19 protein-coding genes are annotated in these 16,609 nt (G+C 28.0%); 3 read left to right on the forward strand and 16 right to left on the reverse strand.

Going from position 1 to position 16,609, the window contains the following annotated elements; translation table 11 throughout:
• Position 1: 1 nt before the first annotated feature.
• From tilS to yabG, 11 genes are all read right to left on the reverse strand, one after another.
• Positions 2-1,387 carry a tRNA lysidine(34) synthetase TilS gene (tilS, locus tag BLP75_RS15380; RefSeq protein WP_092727424.1) on the reverse strand — a complete coding sequence of 462 codons (1,386 nt, stop codon included), beginning with the start codon at positions 1,385-1,387 and terminating at the stop codon, positions 2-4.
• Between the two features lie 206 nt (positions 1,388-1,593).
• Positions 1,594-2,010, reverse strand: a complete 417-nt coding sequence (locus BLP75_RS15385; RefSeq protein ID WP_092727425.1) for a YwiB family protein — start codon at positions 2,008-2,010, stop codon at positions 1,594-1,596.
• A gap of 129 nt (positions 2,011-2,139) precedes the next feature.
• Complete coding sequence (gene murI, locus BLP75_RS15390; RefSeq protein WP_092727426.1) at positions 2,140-2,949, reverse strand: glutamate racemase; 810 nt, start codon at positions 2,947-2,949, stop codon at positions 2,140-2,142.
• 14 nt (positions 2,950-2,963) lie between these two features.
• Positions 2,964-4,031, reverse strand: a complete 1,068-nt coding sequence (locus tag BLP75_RS15395; RefSeq protein ID WP_092727427.1) for a D-alanine--D-alanine ligase — start codon at positions 4,029-4,031, stop codon at positions 2,964-2,966.
• A gap of 146 nt (positions 4,032-4,177) precedes the next feature.
• On the reverse strand, positions 4,178-4,699 hold the full coding sequence (locus tag BLP75_RS15400) for a cell wall hydrolase (protein ID WP_092727428.1): 522 nt from the start codon (positions 4,697-4,699) through the stop codon (positions 4,178-4,180).
• Positions 4,700-4,721: 22 nt separating this feature from the next.
• Complete coding sequence (gene spoIIR / locus BLP75_RS15405; protein ID WP_092727429.1) at positions 4,722-5,372, reverse strand: stage II sporulation protein R; 651 nt, start codon at positions 5,370-5,372, stop codon at positions 4,722-4,724.
• Positions 5,373-5,576: 204 nt separating this feature from the next.
• Positions 5,577-6,257: a GntR family transcriptional regulator gene (locus tag BLP75_RS15410; protein WP_092727430.1), complete on the reverse strand. Its 681-nt coding sequence runs from the start codon at positions 6,255-6,257 to the stop codon at positions 5,577-5,579.
• Positions 6,250-7,131 carry a 4-(cytidine 5'-diphospho)-2-C-methyl-D-erythritol kinase gene (gene ispE / locus BLP75_RS15415; RefSeq protein ID WP_092727431.1) on the reverse strand — a complete coding sequence of 294 codons (882 nt, stop codon included), beginning with the start codon at positions 7,129-7,131 and terminating at the stop codon, positions 6,250-6,252. Before ispE ends, BLP75_RS15410 begins: the two co-directional genes overlap by 8 nt.
• Positions 7,132-7,244: 113 nt before the next feature.
• Entirely contained in the window at positions 7,245-8,795 is a 1,551-nt protein-coding gene (locus BLP75_RS15420; protein ID WP_092727432.1) for a DUF3794 and LysM peptidoglycan-binding domain-containing protein, read from the reverse strand.
• 95 nt (positions 8,796-8,890) lie between these two features.
• Positions 8,891-9,157: a Veg family protein gene (locus tag BLP75_RS15425; RefSeq protein ID WP_092727433.1), complete on the reverse strand. Its 267-nt coding sequence runs from the start codon at positions 9,155-9,157 to the stop codon at positions 8,891-8,893.
• A 148-nt stretch (positions 9,158-9,305) separates the two neighbouring features.
• The gene (yabG, locus tag BLP75_RS15430) at positions 9,306-10,166 is read right to left on the reverse strand and encodes a sporulation peptidase YabG (RefSeq protein WP_092727434.1); all 861 of its coding nucleotides are present in this window, start codon (positions 10,164-10,166) and stop codon (positions 9,306-9,308) included.
• A 169-nt stretch (positions 10,167-10,335) separates the two neighbouring features.
• On the opposite strand from yabG, the gene BLP75_RS15435 reads away from it, so the two are divergent.
• Together BLP75_RS15435 and BLP75_RS15440 are read left to right on the forward strand one after the other, a co-directional pair.
• A complete protein-coding gene (locus tag BLP75_RS15435) occupies positions 10,336-11,430 on the forward strand; it encodes a PfkB family carbohydrate kinase (RefSeq protein ID WP_092727435.1) in 1,095 nt (364 codons plus the stop codon).
• Positions 11,424-12,344 carry a pseudouridine-5'-phosphate glycosidase gene (locus tag BLP75_RS15440; RefSeq protein WP_092727436.1) on the forward strand — a complete coding sequence of 307 codons (921 nt, stop codon included), beginning with the start codon at positions 11,424-11,426 and terminating at the stop codon, positions 12,342-12,344. Before BLP75_RS15435 ends, BLP75_RS15440 begins: the two co-directional genes overlap by 7 nt.
• Positions 12,345-13,012: 668 nt before the next feature.
• Here BLP75_RS15440 and BLP75_RS18205 read toward each other — a convergent pair.
• The 3 genes from BLP75_RS18205 to BLP75_RS15455 form a co-directional block, all read right to left on the reverse strand.
• Positions 13,013-13,174 (reverse strand): hypothetical protein, encoded by a 162-nt coding sequence (locus BLP75_RS18205; protein WP_092727437.1) that lies wholly within the window; start codon positions 13,172-13,174, stop codon positions 13,013-13,015.
• Between the two features lie 9 nt (positions 13,175-13,183).
• Positions 13,184-13,681: an SEC-C metal-binding domain-containing protein gene (locus BLP75_RS15450; protein ID WP_092727438.1), complete on the reverse strand. Its 498-nt coding sequence runs from the start codon at positions 13,679-13,681 to the stop codon at positions 13,184-13,186.
• A 111-nt stretch (positions 13,682-13,792) separates the two neighbouring features.
• Positions 13,793-14,500 carry a peptide arginase family protein gene (locus tag BLP75_RS15455; RefSeq protein ID WP_092727439.1) on the reverse strand — a complete coding sequence of 236 codons (708 nt, stop codon included), beginning with the start codon at positions 14,498-14,500 and terminating at the stop codon, positions 13,793-13,795.
• 275 nt (positions 14,501-14,775) lie between these two features.
• Here BLP75_RS15455 and BLP75_RS18210 point away from each other — a divergent pair, with 275 nt between their 5' ends.
• Positions 14,776-14,952, forward strand: a complete 177-nt coding sequence (locus BLP75_RS18210) for a hypothetical protein (RefSeq protein ID WP_170139203.1) — start codon at positions 14,776-14,778, stop codon at positions 14,950-14,952.
• A 48-nt stretch (positions 14,953-15,000) separates the two neighbouring features.
• Here the strand turns inward: BLP75_RS18210 and BLP75_RS15460 are convergent, their stop codons facing one another.
• Both BLP75_RS15460 and BLP75_RS15465 read right to left on the reverse strand, forming a co-directional pair.
• Complete coding sequence (locus BLP75_RS15460) at positions 15,001-15,666, reverse strand: RluA family pseudouridine synthase (RefSeq protein ID WP_092727440.1); 666 nt, start codon at positions 15,664-15,666, stop codon at positions 15,001-15,003.
• On the reverse strand, positions 15,666-16,538 hold the full coding sequence (locus BLP75_RS15465; RefSeq protein ID WP_092727441.1) for a class I SAM-dependent methyltransferase: 873 nt from the start codon (positions 16,536-16,538) through the stop codon (positions 15,666-15,668). Before BLP75_RS15465 ends, BLP75_RS15460 begins: the two co-directional genes overlap by 1 nt.
• Positions 16,539-16,609: the final 71 nt, after the last annotated feature.

Genomic DNA, 16,609 nt, shown 5'->3' on the forward strand with positions numbered 1-16,609 from the left:
TCTAAAGTTTCTTAAAGCTAATCTTTAAGACTTCTTTTGTTTCTGAATCAATTTTATAATTTTCACTAGTTTTATAATCACCTACACACAGGATGCCTTCATCATCTGTTATTACAGGAACTTTGCATCTGTCTTCTCTTGGGATTTTTAAATCTATAAATAAGTCTTTAACTTTTTTACTTCCTCCAGCAAGTTTTATCTTATCACCTTGCTTTCTGCTTCTTACAACGATACCCCCTTTTATTTTATCAAAATCAAACCCTTTAGATGTTTTATCTAGTTTTATACTTTTATATCTATCTATACTCATTTTTTGGGTTTCTAAAACTAAGTTTAACTCTTTTATTTTGATAAATCCATTGCTAGGTATATTATAGCAAAAATCTATCTCTTCACTAACTATTTCTTTTGTAGTTAATATTATGATATTTTTTCTTCTGTATGCAAAAATTCCTCTTGGAAGATTTAACATCTTGTTTAGTTTGCTTTCACACTCTAATTCAATAATATCCTCTATATGTTTTTGATCTACGAAATTAGTATCCCCAATTATATGCTTTATTGCACTTCTTAATATTCTAACCTTTATAGCATTATGTAAGTTAGAATATTTAGGTAAACTGATTTCTACTGAATCTTCTTTAAGAGTAGATACTTCTTTAAAACTTCTTTCTGCTTCTAAATCTATATAGTCACTATCACTTTTTAAACTGTTAGTCATTCTTACTATAGATTCTATTACATTTGGATTAAAATTATCCTTCATATAAGGTATTAATTCTAACCTTATTTTATTTCTAGTGTATATACTCTCTAAATTAGTCTTATCTATTCTCGGATTTAGTTCATACTTTTCACAATATGCTTCTATCTCACTTCTCTCTATATCCAAAATAGGTCTTATTATTTTATTGTCTCTTATATACTCTATTCCTCTTAATCCTTGAAGTCCTGTTCCTCTCATAATCCTCATCAAAACAGTTTCCGCTTGATCATTACGGTTGTGACCAATGGCAATCTTATTTGATTTAGTTTTTTGTTTTATTTCCTCAAACATTTCATATCTAAGAGTTCTTGCACCTTCCTCTAAAGATACTCCTTGTTCTTTACAATACTCAGGAACATTTATAGCTTTAACAAAAGATGTAATTCCTAAATCTTCACAAATTTGTGATATGTACAATGCATCTTTTTGTGCTTCTAATCCTCGTATTTGATGATTTAGATGTGCTGCATATACCTCTATGTTCATTTTTTCTTTAAGTCTATACAGTATATGTAATAAACAAACTGAATCTGGCCCTCCAGAAAGTCCTAATACTATTTTGTCTCCATCTTCTATCAAATTATATTTATTTATAGTACCTAGTACTTTTTCAAAAATCATATATATACCTCTTACATCTAGTTTTTATTAACTTTTATGTATAGTTTCTATAAAAAAACCATAAACCCTTGTAACTTTTTTTAAAAGATACAAAGTTTAGTATAATTATTATAATACCAAATAAATTAAATAAAAGGTAGTACTTTAACTACCTTTATAAAATTTATATAATTAGCTATTTCTACATTGTTTTTTGTATTACAACATTATTCTTTTATTTCCACTAAAACTTCTATTTTATTTCTACCTTTAAATAAATCCATAATTTTAATATCGTAATCTATATTTAATTTTATGCAATTTTCTTCATTTTTATCTATTTTTAATTCTTTTGTATCTATTTCTATTATAAATAATCCCTGTGGAGTTCTATATCTAGTTTCTGTTTTTTCATTTTTTTGAAATACCATATTAGAATTGGTTGTACCAAATTTCTTTATACTAACTTCATTATCACAAATTTTTATTGTTGTTGTTACTTTATTTCCATCTTCCTCTTCTTTATAAACCACATATATATCATTATTTTTATTATATGCCTCTGCTTTTGTATTTAACCTTATAGTATCAACTCTTCCATTTTCATCATACTGTCTAGTAGTTATCGCTAAATTAGCATTCATATCATCTACCTCCTAATAAGTATACTCTATTTTACAATATTTTTAAAACATCTTATAGTTTTAAAAAAAGGAGTATCTCCCTAATGATTAAAAATCACATTGAGATACTCCTCTATATTTATTTTAATCTTAATATTTTTGTATCTCTACATTCTTAACGCCTTGAATTTCTCTTTTTAAGAATTCTGCTGCTATATTTGCAAATCTTTCAGGTATATCTGATACATAATACTCATAATATGGCTTATTATTTTCTGCCAGACGTACTAAATTTTCATCTTCTAATATCTTTTTTAAATCCTTTGCTGTTTCTTTTGCTGGATTTACTAATTTTATTTCTTCACCGACAACTTCACCGATAGTTCTCTTTAATAAAGGATAGTGAGTACAACCTAATACTAAAGAATCAATTCCTTGATCTATTAAATCTTGTAAATATTTTTTAGCTGTTAAAGTCGCTATCTCACTATTTGACCAACCTTCTTCTACTATTGGTACAAATAAATTACATGCTCTATCAATTATTTTGATATCTTTATCTAATTTTCCTATTTCTGTGTTGTATGCCTTTGAACGAACTGTACCTTCTGTTCCAATAACACCTACTATTTTATTTTTAGTCGAATAAGCAGCTGTTCTAGCCCCTGCTTCTATAACACCTATTATAGGTATATTATATTTTTCATTAGCTTCTTTTAAACATCTAGCTGTCGCAGTGTTACAAGCTATTACTATAGCTTTTACATTCTTAGACATTAAGAAATTTATAGCTTGAAAAGTATATTTCATTACAGTTTCTTTTGATCTTGGTCCATAAGGCACCCTAGCAGTATCTCCAAAATAAACTACATTTTCATTAGGTAATATTTTTGTTATTTCTTTTAGTACTGTTAATCCACCTAAACCAGAGTCAAAAACACCAATTGGTCTATCACTCATTTTAAACACCTTCTTTACTTCTTAGCGTCTATCGCTAAATCTATAAGTCTGTCTATAAGATTAGAGTATTCTAATCCTGTAGCTTCCCACATCTTAGGATACATACTTATATTAGTGAATCCTGGTAAAGTATTTATCTCATTTATAAATATTTCTCCAGTCTCTTTATCTTTAAAGAAATCTACTCTTGAAAGTCCTTTTCCATCAATTCCCTTAAATGCTTCTATCGCCATTTGTCTTATATTTTCCATGTCCTCATCACTTATGTTCGCAGGTATGTCATAAGTAGAAGCTCCATTTATATATTTATCTTCATAATCATAAAAATCTTTAGCTGGCTTTATTTCACCTGCTATAGATGCTTTAACCTCATCATTACCAAGTACTGCAACTTCTATTTCCCTTGCATTTACACCTTGCTCTAATACTACTCTCGAATCAAATTGTAATGCTTCATTTATACCTTTTAATAATTCTTCTCTATTACAAGCTTTCGATATACCTACACTCGAACCTAAGTTAGCTGGTTTTACAAATATAGGATATTTTAATTTTGATTCTATACTATTTAGTTCTTGATCTTCATTTTTATTAAATGACCACTTTGTTGTGTAAGTATAATCAACTTGTGGTAGTCCGATTTGAGAAAATACTTTTTTACAAACAAGCTTATCCATACCTACGCTTGAAGCTAATACTCCACAACCTACATATGGTATTTGACTTATTTCAAATAAACCTTGTATTGTTCCATCTTCACCGTATGGACCATGTAAAACAGGGAATAAAACATCCATCTTTTCTACTCTTCCATCTTCAAATACAAGACCGACTTCTCTATTTCCTACAGGAACTAAGTTAATTTCAACATTTTTATTAGCTAAATTTACCCATTCTCCATTTTTTATATTTTCTTCATTACCTTCATAGTACATCCATCTTCCATCTTTTGTTATGCCTATTGTAAATACATTATATTTATCTTTATCTATATGTTTATATATCGAAGCTGTTGATGATAACGAAACTTCGTGCTCTCCTGATTTCCCACCAAATATTAAGGCTACATTAAGTTTTTTCATAATTTTGATCACCTTTCTGAATTTTGTATTTATTAAGTATCCACTATTATATGCATTTTGTTATCTAAGTGATTATTATAGTTTATTTTCAAAAAAAAATAAAGGAGCAAAAAGCTCCTTTATCAAATTTACAGCATTCTATTTTTCTATTTTGCAAATACATGATTCCCTATTCTCATGTATGGGTCTAAAGTTCTTATCCATTGACATGTAGCTATATCTGGATTCCAAAAATAAATTGCATTGTTCGTTGGATCATTTCCATATAAAGCTTCTTGAGCTGCTTTATATGCACTATCCGTAGGTTGCATATTTATTGACCCATCATTCACCACTGAAAATGCATTTTCCTGATATATTACATCTCTTATACTATTTGGAAATCTTGAATCCCTTACTCTATTTATTACAACCGCAGCTACAGCTACCTGTCCTTCATAGCTTTCTCCTCTCGCTTCGCCAGCTACAAGCTTGGATAGTAGCAATAGTTCATCACTAGTTATACTTATAACTTCTCTCTTTTGTTGCGTTGTTGACTTAGCTTGAACTGCTGGTACACCTTGATCTTGTCCATCTTGTGGTACATCCATAGCTAAGACTTGATTAATTGGTACTAATAGATAAGTTAAAACTAATAGTGATACTATAATTTTATAGCACCTCTCCATAGTTAAATTCACTCCTTTTGATTTATAATATTGACTGTAGAATTTCTACTACTTTAAATTTAACTTTTACTTTATTCATTTCCTTATCAGTTTTCTTTGTGATTAATTCATATTCTTCTTTTGTTAAAACTGATTTTAACTTTGCATCTGTTTCCTTATCAATCACACCATTTTGTTTATCTACAAAACATAAAGGAGGAAACATAACACACCACCAATTTTTACCTTGTCCTTTACCTATAACTATTTTTAGTGCTTTATATTCACCTGCTGGAAGTATTACACTAGAGTATTGCTTTGTTGGAAATTTACTATATTTAATGCCAACCTTTACTTCATAAGTATATCCATTTTCTTCAATAATATTTTTACTTATTTTTTCTAATTCTTTATATTCATTTTTTATTATTTTTTCGCTTTGTTGTATGCTTTTTGATTTAGCTAATTTAGGTTCTAAATATGCTATAACTGCATCTCTAACTTTAAGTTTTAATTCTTGATCCTCATCTGAATCACTATTAGCTATCACATGAAATCTAATTAATTTATCTCTATAATCTTCTACTGCTATATCTATTTTTTTAGCTTCCCCACTTATTGTTACTGTCATTAATGATATTATTCCTATTAAAGTTGATATTAATATAATCAATCTTATTTTTATCTTATTCATAAATTTTCCCCCTCAAACTATTTCTATTTTGAGTATGTCCACTTTTAAAATATTTATACAAATTTAAAAGATATATTTAACAATTTATTTTTAAAAATTTCAATAAATTTCTAAATGAACTTAACTATATTTGATGGGTTATCCACATGTTTTGAGGGAATATAATTTCCTTAAACGTAAAAAAAAGAAGGTATCCCTTCTTTCTTAGATATTTTTATTATTCATAGCTTTTTCTATCATAAACTGTTCAGCTTTTTCTATATGCTCTGTTGCATACTTTTTAGCCATCTCAGTATCACCTTTTTTAATAGCATCTAATATAGATTTATGCTCACAAATTATACTCACTGATGAATCATAATCTGATATATAAGTTACTCTAAATCTATATACCTGTTCCCATAATGAGTTTATTAATTGATGTAATTTTTTATTGTTAGTCGCTTTGAATATACATTCATGGAATTCAACGTCTTTTCTTAATAGTTCTTCTACATCCGCAGAGTCTGCGCTTTTTTCAAAGTCTTTAGCTATAAGTTCTAATCTTTTAAGATCGTCTTCACTTATTCTTTCTGCTGCTAAAGACGCTGCTAGACCTTCTAAACTAGCTCTTATCTCTAATACATCTAATATATCTTTTAGTGACATATTAGCCACATATGCACCTTTTCTTGGAAGCATTATAACTAATCCTTCAAGCTCTAATTTTCTTATAGCTTCTCTAACTGGAGTTCTACTAACACCTAATTGCTCTGCTAATTGAACTTCCATTAGTCTTTGACCTGGTTTTAATTTTCCTTCTAAAATTGCTTCTCTTAAGTTTTCAAATACTACATCTCTTAATGGCTTATAATCATCTAAATTTAATTTAGTTAAATTATCCACTAATCTCAACTCCTTTTTCACTGCTATTTACTACATATACTTGAGTGTACTTTTGTAATAGCTTTTCTTTTCCATTTAAGGCATCATTTTTATTTTCAAATAATCCAAATACAGTAGGTCCACTTCCACTCATCATAGATCCTAAAGCATTACACTCTAACATTACTGCCTCAATTTCTTTTATTTCTTCATGATATTTGCTTGTTACAGTTTCAAGAACATTAACCATATTTTCTGCTACAGATTTTATATCTCCATCTTCTAGAGATTTTATTAGAAATTTATTATCCGGTCTTTCTTGAATATTTTTTAAATCTAACCCCTCATAGACTTTTTTAGTAGATACAAATAAATTAGGTTTACATATTAATATATTAGCATCTTCAGAAAGTCCTTTTATATATGTTAATTGTTCTCCTATACCTTCTGCTAATGCTGTTTTCCCAGCTATGCAGTACGGAACATCTGCCCCTAAATTTAATCCTATCTCTTGTAATTCTATTTCTGATAAATTTAATCCCCATATCTTATTAAGACCAACCAAAACAGCTGCTGCATTAGAACTTCCACCAGCCATTCCTGCTGCCACAGGTATATTTTTTTCTATAAATATTTCAACACCCTTTTTTATATTAAATTTATTTTTTAATAAATTAACAGCCTTATAAACTATATTATTATCATCTAAAGGTATATCTGAGCTATTACTTTTTATAACTATATCTTCAGTTTCTAGTTCAATCATTCTTATGATGTCATACAAATCTATTGTCTGCATTATCATTTCGACTAAATGATATCCATCTTCTCTTTTTCCTAGCACATCTATTGATAAATTTATTTTCGCTCTACTTTTTAACTCTATAGAATTCATTGTAGCCTCCTTGTATATAGTATAATGCATTTCTAACTAATTAACATTATACTACAAAAAATAAAATAATAGGGGATTATAATCCCCTATTATTTTATTTTATTTTTAAATTATTAATCTACTAAAACAACTTTCTTTTCCAATATTAAACATTTTCCTGGTTTTAATGGTTCATCTACTCTTAGCTCATTTATTTCTGCTATCTCATTTTCTGTTGTATTGTATTTCTTAGCTATATTCCAAAGATTATCTCCCTCTTTGCATATATAAACTATTATACTTGGAGCTTTAGATAAATCATAAACACCTAAATCATCACCTTTTATTATAAAGCTCTCTGGTTTTTTATCTACAGCTTCTGTATATCTCTTAACTTTTACACTTAAATCTATCTCATCTCTATTTAAATCTACATCTACCTTTTCTATCGCAGCTGTACTAAATACTTTGCAAGTGTCTGTTAGATTATCTATTGTCGTTTCATGTTCAAATGGTATTTCTTCACTTAATTTATAAACTATTCTTAAGCCTTCCACTGGAACATATAATATGTCTACCTTTATTATCCCTTGTATAACACTCTTATCATCTTCTACATAAGAATTTTCTATAGATATAGTTGGGCAAACACTTACTACATCTTTTATTTGTATATCATCATTAGCATTTTTTATGCTGTCTCTTACCACAAATGTTTCTGATCCATTACTTAATGTTTTATTAACTTCTATTGCTCTATGATCAAATTTTATTATTTTTTGTGGAGAATATGCATCTTGAAGTACTTCTCTTGTTACCTCATCACTAACTTTAACCTTGCATGCTACTGTACAATCAATTTCTAATAAACCAGTATTACTTTCTCCATTTTGTTTAAATATATAATTGAAATCACCCATAGATAGTAATGATTCTTCAGACATTCCATCACAAGCCCCTGGAACTTCTATAAATTGAGTGAAATCTATACCTATTCTGTCTAGTTCAACTAATTCTCCATCATATGTGCAAGCTAAAGGATTAACCTCTAATACTCCACCTATTATAACTTTGTTATCAGCTACTCTACTTTCTTTTATTTTTGCATATGGATTTAAGCTTATTATTGATTGGATTTCTTCAGTATTTATAGTTATTGTGTCCCTTATAACACTTTCAGATTTCTCTATTCCTATTATGTCTTGATAACTAATTTCTTTTCTATGTTTTTGTATTCCTTCAACTTGAGAAACATCTTTAACTATATCTAGTTTTTGTTTATCAAACAAACTACCTCTTATATTCATAAGAGCTCCTACTCTTATTTTTCTTTCATTCATTATAGTACAATCAACATGTTCAACTTCTGGGTATAACATATATTCCATATCTTGAACTATATTATCTTTTTCTATAACTTCATTTATGTCTATTTTTCCATCTACGCTTGAAACAGTATTCTTATCATCAGTTATGTATATAACATTGTAGTTGAAACTTCCTCTACACACTAATTTTCCATCTGCAACTTCTATTTTCTTAATAGATATGTACCCTTCAGTTTTAACTATATCATATACATCTGATTTTTTGTCTGGCACAACAGCCTCAGTCTCTATAAATGTTTGAAACTTTCCAAAGTCTATTCTATTATCGACCTTAATTACATCTTTAATTAATTCCATATTATTTGTCCCCCCTGTATTAAATAAAACTATCACACTATATTTATATTTAGGAAACAAAAAAAAAATTACACCTATTTTTAATAGGCATAATTTTAACTGACGTGTAATTTATTTTGATCTTTAAATACTTGCAACTTTACATTAGATGTTAGCAAGTCAGAATAACTATAAGATACTCTTGTGTATCCATTACCTTCATCATCTAACTTTACAACAAACACGCTTGGATAAACTTTCTCTAGAATTCCTTTTTTGGTAACTATCTGCTTTCTTCCCTTGTTAGCCTTAAGTAATATCTTCTTACCTAAGTACCTTTCCAAACTTACCCTTATATTATCTAAAGTTTGAACAGTGGCCATAATATCACCTTCTTTAAACGTTTGTATGTTTACATAATATCATATTTTAACACTTTTGTCAAACGTTTAAACTAATTATTTTATATATTTTTTATCCAAAAGTCAATAGTATTTTTTAAGATATACTGTATAATATAGCCAACCTTAATTAATATAACATTGATTTAGGCATTGCCCATCTAAATTTCCCTCTAGTCTCAGATCCTCCAACCCCTTTAATTCCAGTAACTGTCTGCTCTATAACTTCCTCTATAGGAACTATAGTATCTATTCTTGAGCAAGCAATTTTTTCAACTACAAAAACAGGATCTAAAGCATGAATCATTATCCTACCTGGTGAACTCGCATAATTTGCTCCTGCTTTTATTATTTGCTCATAATTGGATTGGCATGCACCTGCAAATATAACTAAATTATCCAAATTTGGTTGCCATTTGCGTGCTTGCTTTACAGTTTTTATAAAATTCATTGAATTTTTATAATTATTTAGATCTGTTATACTTCCTTTTCTTGAAGTCATTGCATCATGACCTGTTATAACAAGTATATCTGGATTGTGTTTTTCTAATAATGCTCGTACTTCTTTATATTGATTTGCCTCTGGAATAGCTACTCCTACCGCTGGAATACCTAGCTCTGTATATACATCCAAACATATTTTTAAATATTCTTTATCCCCATCTATTTGTAATACTTTTCCTGGCATTCCGTAAATATTAGTATTGGCTTGCAATTTAGGAACTGCTCTATTCATCTTTTTTTGTCTCTCTTTTGCTTTTCTCATAGATTGACTTAACAAACTCTCTACATCTTTATCTAATAATACTTCTCTAATATCTGGAAGTTTTACTACTTCTAAATCGTCTAAGTATGCGTCTGCAATTATTCTAAATGCGATCCCTTTTAGTATTGCTATTTTTTCATTATTTTCATCTATGCTAAATCCAACTATTCTAAAAACAATGTCCTTATTATACGATTTTCTTGCTACTACGTCTCCTATCTTCATGGCTGTCCTCCCTAATAAGTTTTATCTTAATTTATAGTATGTTTTATAGTTTTTTTTGTTCCTTAAGAATATAAAACATTTTTTTGTTGAAAAATTAATAAGTTAATGTTAATATATCTATAAACAAATGTTTATTTATATAAACAAATATTTATTTCAGGTGGTAAATATGACTGAGAGAGAAAAAGAAATTTTAGATATTTTAAAAGAAAATCCTATGATTTCTCAACAAGAATTAGCCGATAGGTTATGTATAGCTCGTTCTTCTATTGCAGTACATATAACTAATCTTATGAAAAAAGGATATATAAAGGGCAAAGGATACATTTTAAACAAGAGTAATTATGTAACAGTTATAGGTGGATCTAATATAGATATACAAGGTATGCCTAATAACACTCTTGTAATGTTTGACTCTAATCCTGGTAAGGTTGATATATCTTTAGGTGGTGTTGGGAGAAACATAGCTGATAATATGTGCCGATTAGGAATAGGTACAAAGCTTATCTCTGCTGTTGGAAATGATTTATATGGAAATCAATTATTATCAGAATGTAAAAGCTATGGAATGGATACTGATGATTGTTATGTATCTAATGAAATACCTACATCAATATATGTTTCTATACTTAATAATTCTAATGATATGCAGTTAGCAATATCTCATATGGATTTATTAGAAAAGATAGATGTTGAATATATTAGTTCTAAGCATCAATTTATAAATGATTCTTTAGCTATTGTTCTAGATACTAACTTATCTAAAGAGGTTATAGAATATATAACTTCTACATATTCACACATACCAATATTTGTTGATGCAGTATCAACAGCTAAATGTATGAAATTAAAAGACATCATTGGTAAATTTAATACTATAAAATTAAACAAGTATGAAGCTGAATCACTATCTGGAATAAAAATTGATAGTATTGATGACTTAAATTTATGCGCTGAAAAATTACTAAGCCAGGGTGTTGAAAAATTATTTATTACGCTTGGAAAAGATGGAGTATTCTGCGCTACGCAAGAAACTAGTTTTAAAATTGATGGAGTAAAAATTGATATTATTAATGCTACAGGTGCAGGAGATGCATTTACAGCAGCTCTTGTTTATGGTCATTTAAATAATTTTGATATTGAATATGCAACTAATTTTGCTGTTGCAGCCTCACTTATAGCATTGTCTCATGAAAATACAATTAATCCTAATATGTCAGTTGAAAATATTGAAAAAATTCTTAAGGAGATGATTTTATGTTAGAAAAATATTTACAAGTACATCCAGAAGTTAAAAAAGCTATAGAAGCAGGTGAACCTGTAGTTGCATTAGAGTCAACTATAATATCTCATGGAATGCCATATCCAAAAAATGTAGAGATGGCTAAAAATGTTAGTAAAATAATAAGAGAAAATGGTGCTATTCCAGCTACCATTGCTATAATAGATGGAGTTTTAAAAGTTGGTCTTACTGAAGAAGAAATAGAGTTCTTAGGAACGAGTAAAGATGTTGTTAAGGCTAGTAGAAGAGATTTACCTTTCATAATATCTAAGAAATTAAATGGAGCTACTACTGTTGCTACTACGATGATATTAGCTGACTTAGCTGGTGTTAAAGTATTTGCTACAGGTGGTATAGGTGGTGTTCATAGAGGTGCTCAAGAAACATTTGATATATCTGCTGATTTACAAGAATTAGCTAATACAGATGTTGCTGTTATATGTGCTGGTGCTAAATCTATATTAGATATAGGTTTAACATTAGAATACTTAGAGACTAATGGAGTGCCAGTAATAGGATTTGGTACAGATGAATTCCCTGCATTCTACACTAGAAAAAGTGGATTCGGTGTTGACTACAGAGTTGACTCTCCTATGGAAGTTGCTACTGCTTTAAAAGCTAAATGGGACTTAAATTTAAAAGGTGGTATGGTTATAGGTAATCCAATTCCAAATGAGTTTGAAATGGACTACGATACTATAACTAACGCTATAGAAACTGCTTTAAAAGAAGCTGAAGAAAATAATATAGCAGGTAAAAAGGTTACACCTTTCTTATTAGACAAAGTTAAGACTATAACTGCTGGTAAAAGCTTAGAGTCTAACATAGAATTAGTATATAACAATGCTAAGATAGCTGCTCAAATAGCTAAAGACTTAGCTGATATAAATAAATAATATTAATTATATTAAGTTTATTCTTAATTTAAAATTCAGCAAAATAGCTATTATCTTTAATTAAATTTTAGATAATAGCTATTTTTTAATTAACGAAAAAAGTCATTGATTACGTTAAATTTATCGATAACACTGTATATTAACCAAATAATTATTTTATTTATATAAATTATTTATAATAATAAAAAAAGACTGCTTCCGATACAGTCTTTAAAGGGGTTTGGATTTTCTAAATACTAATTCAGGGGGGTTAGTATTTTTATATTAAGGTTATTCTTTGGAGGAGTATTAAATAAACTCCTCCTTTTATGTCTATCTCTTTTAATTGCTTTGTTATTATGTCTGATCCTAGTGTTTTTATCACTTTGTGTCATTTCTTGTTGTCTATGTATACAATATACTATGATTTTACATAGATGTCTATATTATAAAATAAACTTTATATAAAAAAACTTTTTTACAACAAAATTATTTTTACTTGTAATATTTTAAAATAATTATATTATTTTAATTTTATTTTTTAATTAATTATACATTTTGAATGTTAATTTGTTGATTAAATCAATATCACTTAAGTTAATAATTTATATAGTAAAAATGTATTAAAATTTTTTAATATATAAAAAAAGATATTATGATAAATAGTCTTTATCATAATATCCTTCATATTAGTCTTCTTTTAAGTTCGGTATAACTTTTTTAACTTCTTCTATTTGATGCCATGTTCTCTCTAGATTGTTTTCAGCTATATAGCTTTTTACCTCACTTAAGTTAGTAAATTCCTTAACTGATAAATCATCTTCTTCGTTCATGAATCTTAGAATAAACATAAATTTACCTTACTTTCCACAACACTTCTTATATTTTTTTCCACTTCCACATGGGCAAGCATCGTTTCTTCCAACTCTGTCTTCTTTAACTACTGTTTTAGAAGTTTTATAAGATTTTTGTAATTCTTTTCTCTTAGCTTCTGGTAATATTTCAGCCCATCCTTGTAAGTTATATAACCAATGAGCTTCTACAGCTACCATGTTGTAGTATAATTTTTCCCAATCTATGTCTAACTTTATAGTACTATCAGCTTCTATAGTTTCTAAAGTTATCTCTTCTTTTAAACTTTCACTTATTCCATCTATGAATCCCATGAAGTATTCAACAGATGTGTTGTGGCTAGCTGCTAAATCGCTAACTTTTCCTTCTATAACTTCTTGCTTCTTGTTTAAAATTTCGTTGTATATTCCAGCTTCAACTTTTAAATAATCTTCCCAGAACTTTATTTCTGATTCTTGGCTTTCGTGGTTATCACTTAAGTTTCTCCATTCAGTGTATAAACTCATACCTTTGTCCTCCTAAAATTTTGTTTTTTATAATTTTTATAATCTTTATAGTATAAATTCTTTTAGTTTTATAGTTTTCAACTTTATATTATACCATAATTTCTAATATAACTACTCTATTATATCATAATTAAATAATTCTTTTAACACTTTTATAGCATACTCTTGCTCTATAAAAAATGGGCTACTTGCTATAGTTATTACCTTAGTATTTTTTATAAGATCTTTTATTTTTGAAACTTTAGTTTCATATGGTATATAATCCATATCTTTTGAAAAAATGTCTAAATCTATATCTAGTACATATTCCCCATCTATATCCAAATCAAATCCATAAGAGCTATCAATTATAATAGCTTCAGAAAAAATATTATGTTTAAGAGCAGGTTTTATAAAGTTACCTACATTTAAAACTTCATTAGTATATCTAAACACATCATCCATATCTAAAATGTCTACATCATAATCTTCAGGTTCTCTCATATCCTTATGTTGATCTACGTGTACTAACTTACATCCTTTATTAAAACTCTTTTTACTTAAGCTTTTAAGCCAAAAATAAAATGCGTGATTGTGATTATCAAATATGTAAACATCTTTATTATTAATATTATATTTAACTATATTTTTAAGCCCTTTAGCCTTTATCTCAACATCTTCATCGATTTCATTGAATACTATTTCATCTCCTACCACAACAGCATTCAAATCGGCTTCTATTAGCTCAGGAACATAAATCTTTTTGTTTGCTCTTTCTTCATAAGAAAAAATATTATTTCCAGTAGGTTTTTCAATGTAAAATCCTTTATATCTTTCCATACTGTCTCCTCTTTAAATAAAATTAGATTTTTTTATCTAGGTTATTATACTATATAGTTTAGTCATTTTTTTATTTTTAATTAGTTTTTTATTTTTAATCCACCTTACAAAAACGTAATGAAAGATATGTATAGATGTAAGGCTTTTTTTTAAATTTAATATTATAATAAATTCATACTAAATAAGTTTTAAGGTTTTTTTAAGTTTAAAATAATAATAGATTAAGCTTAAATATTTATAATAAATTTATAACTTACTTAATGGAGGTTTTAATTATGACAATGTTTATATTAATAATGGTAATGTTAGTACCTTTTACTTTAGCTCTTACAGCTTATGGTTTAACTAATGGATTTGTATTCAATGAAAATTATGAAATAGATGAAAATAATGCTCAAGATATAGTAACTTTAAATAATTCAGTTCAATTATGTTTTGAAAATATAGCGTAGTAAAAAAGAGATAAAGATTAGTTAATCTTTATCTCTTTTTATTTTTATTTAAAATAAATTCCACGGATATTCTTGTGGTGGTTCACATATAAATTCCATTTTTTCTTTAGTCGTAGGGTGTTCTATTTCTATCTTATGAGACCATAATGATATTTGTTGACCTACTTTATTTACATGCTGACCATATCTTTGATCTCCAAATAAAGGATGCTTCCTACTTGCAAACTGTACTCTAATTTGATGTGATCTACCAGTTTTTAAATCAATTTCCACTAAACTAAAACCTTCTTTTTTTCCTAAAGTTTCATAACTTAACTCAGCATTTTTAGCTTCTTTATGATCTTTTCTAACTACACTAACCATATTAGTTTTCTTATTTTTATAAAGATAGTCTTTTAAAGTATCTTTTTCTTTAGGCATTGTTCCATGTATAACCGCTCTATATGTTTTTTTGAAAGTTTTATTTCTTACTTGCTCAGATAGTCTAGAGGCTGCTTTTGATGTTTTTGCAAATACCATAGCTCCACCTACCGGTCTGTCTAATCTATGAACTAATCCTATATATACATTTCCTGGTTTATTGTATTTTTCTTTTACATATTGTTTTAGAAGATTAACCATATCCTTATCATTAGTGTCATCACCTTGTGATAATATATTTACTGGTTTTTCTACTACTAACAAATGATTATCTTCATACATAACCTTAATCATTACTTAGACTCCCATCTACCAAATATACCACAAGGAAGAACTTTCCCATCTCTAGATGTAGGTATTCCTATTTCTCCTGCATATATATTTCCACCTTTAGCCTTTTTAGCCACTGTAGCATCTAATATATGTTCAAGTATTATTGGAGATAATCCAGTTGTATATGAGTTTATTAAGAAGAATAATGGATCATCTGATAATACTTTTGTACATAATTCAACTAATCCATATAATTTTTCTTCTATTTGCCATACTTCACCTTTTGGACCTCTTCCGTAAGAAGGTGGATCCATTATTATAGCATCATATTTATTTCCTCTTCTTATTTCTCTTTCAACAAACTTAACAACATCATCTACTATAAATCTTACTTTTCTATCTCCAAGACCTGATGTATTTAAGTTTTCTTTAGCCCAAGTAACCATACCTTTAGATGCGTCTACATGACATACTTCTGCACCTGCTGCTGCACATGCTACTGTAGCTCCACCAGTATATGCAAATAGGTTAAGTACTTTTATAGGTCTACCTGCTTTTCTTATCATATCCATTGACCAATCCCAGTTAGCAGCTTGCTCTGGGAATAATCCTGTATGTTTAAATCCTGTAGGACTTATATTAAACTTTAATTCCTTGTAACTTATAGTCCATTTTTCTGGATATTTCTTTTTTTGCTCCCATTGTCCTCCACCTCTATTACTTCTGTGGTAGTGTCCATGAGGATTTTTCCATAATCCACTTTCATTTGGTATCGGCCACATAACTTGAGGATCTGGTCTTCTTAAAACTATATCTCCCCAACGTTCTAATTTTTCTCCGTTACCCATATCTATAAGTTCATAGTCTTTCCATTTATCTGCTAATATTAACATTCATGTCCTCCTAAATTATTAATCTCAATTTATGTATTATACCATAATATTACTTTATATTTTCGGTATTT

It is taken from the genome of Romboutsia lituseburensis DSM 797, from assembly GCF_900103615.1.
In the GTDB taxonomy this organism is placed as follows: Bacteria; Bacillota; Clostridia; order Peptostreptococcales; family Peptostreptococcaceae; genus Romboutsia_F; species Romboutsia_F lituseburensis.

Coding starts and splice junctions, on each gene's coding strand:
- ispE (WP_092727431.1), bottom strand. CDS start 7,131: ATGAATTCTATAGAGTTAAAAAGTAGAGCGAAAATAAATTTATCAATA.
- BLP75_RS15435 (WP_092727435.1), top strand. CDS start 10,336: ATGACTGAGAGAGAAAAAGAAATTTTAGATATTTTAAAAGAAAATCCT.
- BLP75_RS15450 (WP_092727438.1), bottom strand. CDS start 13,681: ATGAGTTTATACACTGAATGGAGAAACTTAAGTGATAACCACGAAAGC.
- BLP75_RS18205 (WP_092727437.1), bottom strand. CDS start 13,174: ATGTTTATTCTAAGATTCATGAACGAAGAAGATGATTTATCAGTTAAG.
- BLP75_RS15420 (WP_092727432.1), bottom strand. CDS start 8,795: ATGGAATTAATTAAAGATGTAATTAAGGTCGATAATAGAATAGACTTT.
- yabG (WP_092727434.1), bottom strand. CDS start 10,166: ATGAAGATAGGAGACGTAGTAGCAAGAAAATCGTATAATAAGGACATT.
- murI (WP_092727426.1), bottom strand. CDS start 2,949: ATGAGTGATAGACCAATTGGTGTTTTTGACTCTGGTTTAGGTGGATTA.
- tilS (WP_092727424.1), bottom strand. CDS start 1,387: ATGATTTTTGAAAAAGTACTAGGTACTATAAATAAATATAATTTGATA.
- spoIIR (WP_092727429.1), bottom strand. CDS start 5,372: ATGAATAAGATAAAAATAAGATTGATTATATTAATATCAACTTTAATA.
- BLP75_RS15395 (WP_092727427.1), bottom strand. CDS start 4,031: ATGAAAAAACTTAATGTAGCCTTAATATTTGGTGGGAAATCAGGAGAG.
- BLP75_RS15400 (WP_092727428.1), bottom strand. CDS start 4,699: ATGGAGAGGTGCTATAAAATTATAGTATCACTATTAGTTTTAACTTAT.
- BLP75_RS15460 (WP_092727440.1), bottom strand. CDS start 15,666: ATGATTAAGGTTATGTATGAAGATAATCATTTGTTAGTAGTAGAAAAA.
- BLP75_RS18210 (WP_170139203.1), top strand. CDS start 14,776: ATGACAATGTTTATATTAATAATGGTAATGTTAGTACCTTTTACTTTA.
- BLP75_RS15455 (WP_092727439.1), bottom strand. CDS start 14,500: ATGGAAAGATATAAAGGATTTTACATTGAAAAACCTACTGGAAATAAT.
- BLP75_RS15465 (WP_092727441.1), bottom strand. CDS start 16,538: ATGTTAATATTAGCAGATAAATGGAAAGACTATGAACTTATAGATATG.
- BLP75_RS15425 (WP_092727433.1), bottom strand. CDS start 9,157: ATGGCCACTGTTCAAACTTTAGATAATATAAGGGTAAGTTTGGAAAGG.
- BLP75_RS15385 (WP_092727425.1), bottom strand. CDS start 2,010: ATGAATGCTAATTTAGCGATAACTACTAGACAGTATGATGAAAATGGA.
- BLP75_RS15440 (WP_092727436.1), top strand. CDS start 11,424: ATGTTAGAAAAATATTTACAAGTACATCCAGAAGTTAAAAAAGCTATA.